General features: G+C 36.3%; 4 protein-coding genes. 3 read left to right on the top strand and 1 reads right to left on the bottom strand.

Annotated elements, in window-relative coordinates; genetic code table 11:
- Window positions 1-61 precede the first annotated feature (61 nt).
- From AC5JMK_RS13495 to AC5JMK_RS13485, 3 genes are all read left to right on the top strand, one after another.
- Window positions 62-337: a MoaD/ThiS family protein gene (locus tag AC5JMK_RS13495; RefSeq protein ID WP_096673337.1), complete on the top strand. Its 276-nt coding sequence runs from the start codon at window positions 62-64 to the stop codon at window positions 335-337.
- A 102-nt stretch (window positions 338-439) separates the two neighbouring features.
- Window positions 440-841: a fasciclin domain-containing protein gene (locus AC5JMK_RS13490; RefSeq protein WP_096673335.1), complete on the top strand. Its 402-nt coding sequence runs from the start codon at window positions 440-442 to the stop codon at window positions 839-841.
- A gap of 122 nt (window positions 842-963) precedes the next feature.
- On the top strand, window positions 964-2118 hold the full coding sequence (locus tag AC5JMK_RS13485; protein ID WP_495910330.1) for an acyltransferase family protein: 1155 nt from the start codon (window positions 964-966) through the stop codon (window positions 2116-2118).
- Between the two features lie 6 nt (window positions 2119-2124).
- Here AC5JMK_RS13485 and AC5JMK_RS13480 read toward each other — a convergent pair whose 3' ends face one another.
- Window positions 2125-2868 (bottom strand): tetratricopeptide repeat protein, encoded by a 744-nt coding sequence (locus AC5JMK_RS13480; protein WP_096673330.1) that lies wholly within the window; start codon window positions 2866-2868, stop codon window positions 2125-2127.
- Window positions 2869-3524 lie beyond the last annotated feature (656 nt).

Below are 3524 nucleotides of genomic sequence, written 5' to 3'. Positions count from 1 at the left end.
TAACAACTAACAACTAACAACTAACAACTAACAACTAACAACTAACAACTAACAATTCAAAATGTCTGTAAAAGTATTAGTTCCTACTACTCTACAAAAATTCACTGAAAATCAAGCTACTTTAGATTGCAACGCTAATACAGTAGCGGAACTTTTTGAATCTTTAGAGCAAGCTTTTCCTGGTATTAAATCACGCCTGTGTGATGATGGAGGACAGCCACGACGGTTTTTGAATTTATACGTCAACAGCGAAGATATTCGCTTTTTAGAAGGAACAAAAACACCTTTAAAAGATGGCGATGAAGTGAGTATTGTTCCGGCTGTAGCTGGTGGCTGATAGTCGAAACTTTATCGCCATTTTTATAGACATCATTACTTAATCAAAACGAATAATAATTTACTCTGATTTAAAATCTTTTTTAGAGTAATGGTGAAATAAATGGCTGATATAGTTGATATTGCTGTTGGTGCAGGTTCTTTTACAACTTTGGTAACTGCTGTGCAAGCCGCAGGTTTAGTAGATGTGTTAAAAAGCCCTGGCCCATTTACTGTTTTTGCGCCTAATGATGATGCTTTTGCTAAATTACCGCCAGGAACCATACAAACCCTCGTGCAAAATATTCCCCAGCTAACACGCATCTTAAAGTATCATGTTGTACCGGGAAAGCTCAAGCAAGCAGATTTAGCTCAAGTTGAGACTGTGACTTCCGTAGAAGGTTCAACAATTAAAATTGACTGTTCTGAAGGTTTTGAAGTCAAAAATGCTACTGTTTTAGCCGCAGATATTGAAGCTGATAACGGTGTCATTCACGTTATTGACACAGTAATTTTAATGGGTTAAGTAGGTTTAAACACTGAAATTAGTGCTAAGAATTGTCATTGGTCATTTCTTAACTATAGTGAGATATGTTGATTATCTGCATCAAGAGAAGTAAGTTATAGGTCATTCAAAAAATGATATCTATGCGCCTAACTTCTCTTGATGTTTTTCGTGGGATAACGATCGCTGGTATGATCCTTGTCAACATGGCCAGTATTGCTGAACCCAATGTCTACTCACCCTTACTCCACGCTGAATGGAACGGTTATACACCAACTGATTTAGTATTTCCCTTTTTTCTTTTTATTGTCGGTGTCGCAATGAGTTTTTCTTTTGCTAAGTACACCGATAGCAAATTAAATCCAGAGAGTACTTCTGCAACTCTACCTTCGCTTTACTGGCGTATCATTCGCCGCGCTGTAATAATTTTTGTTTTGGGATTATTTCTCAATGGCTTTTGGAATCAGGGTGTTTGGACTTTTGACTTCAATAGTATCCGCATCATGGGGGTATTGCAACGCATCAGCTTAACTTACTTATTAGCTAGCCTGGTAATTCTCAATCTACCGCGTAAAGCTCAATGGATCTTAGCGGGAGTGTTACTTGTTAGTTACTGGTTAGCAATGATGTATGTACCTGTACCTGGTTATGGTGCTGGTGTGTTGACGCGGTACGGTAATTTCGGCGCTTATATTGATCGCTTGATCATTCCCCAAGCACATCTTTACAAAGGCGATAATTATAACTTTTTGGGAGATCCAGAAGGACTTTTTAGCACAATTCCCGCCATTGTCAGTGTTCTAGCTGGTTATTTTACAGGACAGTGGATACGTAGTCAAAAAGAGATTGATTCTCAAACCAGCATGGATTTAGTTTTGTTTGGTTTAAGTTGCTTGGTTATTGGTGGGATTTGGGATTTAGCATTTCCGATTAATAAAAAATTGTGGACAAGTTCTTACGTGGTTTTCTCTACAGGCTGGGCATTATTGTTACTTAGCTTTTGTTCTGAATTAATCGATGTCAGGCGGGTGCGACGTTGGGGAAAACCTTTTGAAATCATGGGACTTAATCCTATATCCATTTTCGTGGCTTCTGTGTTGTTAATTAAGATATTAGTAAAAACTACCATTGGTACAGGAGAAAATGCTCCTAGCACCTACGATTGGATTTATCAAAATTTGTTTGTACCTTGGGTTGGTGCATACAATGGTTCACTATTTTTTGCGATCGCAACTGTTTTATTATGGTTGGCAGTTGCCTATGTCATGTATCGTCGACGGTGGTTTATTAAAGTGTAATGGTGGTTACTGTAATAAATCTTGAAAGCGGCTACTGCTACGTACCTTGTTAAAATCAGAGTCGGTTTTTGCTAACTTTTCATACTTACCAGGAACAAGCTTCATAGCTTTTCGCAAGTTTTCAGCTGCTAGTTCCGCATTGTTCTGTAAAGCGTAAGTACATGCTTTATTGTAATAAGCTAAATCTTTGTCAGGTTTGATGATGATCGCTCGGTCATAGGATGCTAGTGCTTCTTGGTAGCGATGCAATTTTGTGAGGGCGATTCCTCTATTTATCCAGGCTTCATATTTATCTGATTTGATTGCGATCGCTTGATCATAGGAAACTACTGCTTCTTGATAGCGTTGCAGTGTATTGAGGGTGTTACCTTTGTTGTACCATGCTTCATCTCTATCAGATTGGATGGCGATCGCTTGATTATAAGATTCTAGTGCTTCTTCATGACGTTGTAATTTTGTTAAGGCATTTCCTCGATTAATCCAAGCTTCAGCAAATCGAGGTTTTATGGTAACAGCTTGGTCAAAAGCTGCGATCGCATCCTTGTAGCGCTGGGAGTTTAAGAAATTATTACCTTGCTGAAAAAAAAATTCTGCTTTTTGATTTGTTTTTGCCTCAGAAAGCAACTGAGCTACATTAGTTTCTTGAACAACTTGTTTACTATTTTTTCCTGCTGAATTTGCCAAATCGCCACAGCCTAACATGGATAAAGTTATGAATCCAGAGGCTACAAAGCAACGCCAACAAACCATCTTTTACAAATCTCACTACTTAATAGATCAACAGTTTTTCGTTTACAAAATCGTAAAGGCATGTCTACACCTTCTTACTTGACTTTGATAAAAATAGCCAAAAGTTGGTTTTTATGGTCTATATTTACCGACCTCAAAACAACCACAGATATAACATACCATAAATTTTTTCTTATTTTTTTGAGACAAATTTAAATACAAAGTATGATTTTTGGATTTCCAGGATGCTAATAACTTTATTTATGCTTGCCATTTTTTTGTACATTTAAAATTTTTAGGACTTACGTATTGACAAAAAAATAAAAATAAAAATAGAGATTGTAGCTACTTTTTACGATGACTTACTTATGTTTATGCACAAAATGGTTAATTTGTACAGCACATAAGTTTTAATTTTATACAATCTTGTCTATATTTTTAATGACAGATAGAGTAAACATTCAAACATGGCATTAGTTGACTAAATAATTCAGTTACCTAAGTTTTGACTTAGAAGAATCTCAAATTAATTTGAAATTCTTTTAACCCACATTCCGCACTTCAAGTTGAAGTATAAATAGATTACAGTCAAGAAAAAAGCAAAAAATCAGGATAATTAAGAAATTGGACTTTGGACAAAAAAGAATGAGTTCGCGTAAATTCTACGCGAACTCAAC

The organism is Pelatocladus sp. (genome assembly GCF_059505505.1).
The sequence above is the reverse complement of the archived record's forward strand: the minus strand, read 5'-3'. Positions and strand labels throughout refer to the sequence as shown.